Genomic DNA, 236 nt, shown 5'->3' with positions numbered 1-236 from the left:
GACACCACCGTGAACAACGACGGTGTGAAAGTAGGCGACGATGTCGCATTGACCCAAGACGGCGTTAAAGCAGGTGACGTCAAACTGACCAAAGACGGTTTGAACAACGCCGGCAAGAAGGTTACCAACGTAGCCGACGGCGACCTCAATGCCAACAGCAAAGATGCCGTTAACGGCAGCCAACTGTTTGCGACCAATCAAAACGTCGCGACCAACGCCGCCAATATCGCCAAAGG

1 protein-coding gene is annotated in these 236 nt (G+C 54.2%); it reads left to right on the top strand.

The features are described from left to right. Positions 1-236, top strand: a 236-nt coding sequence (locus tag ACTHSP_RS24090) for a hypothetical protein (protein WP_440347235.1), incomplete at both ends; no start/stop codon positions are given.

The sequence above is a fragment of the Neisseria sp. P0001.S005 genome (assembly GCF_051963715.1).
The sequence above is the reverse complement of the archived record's forward strand: the minus strand, read 5'-3'. Positions and strand labels throughout refer to the sequence as shown.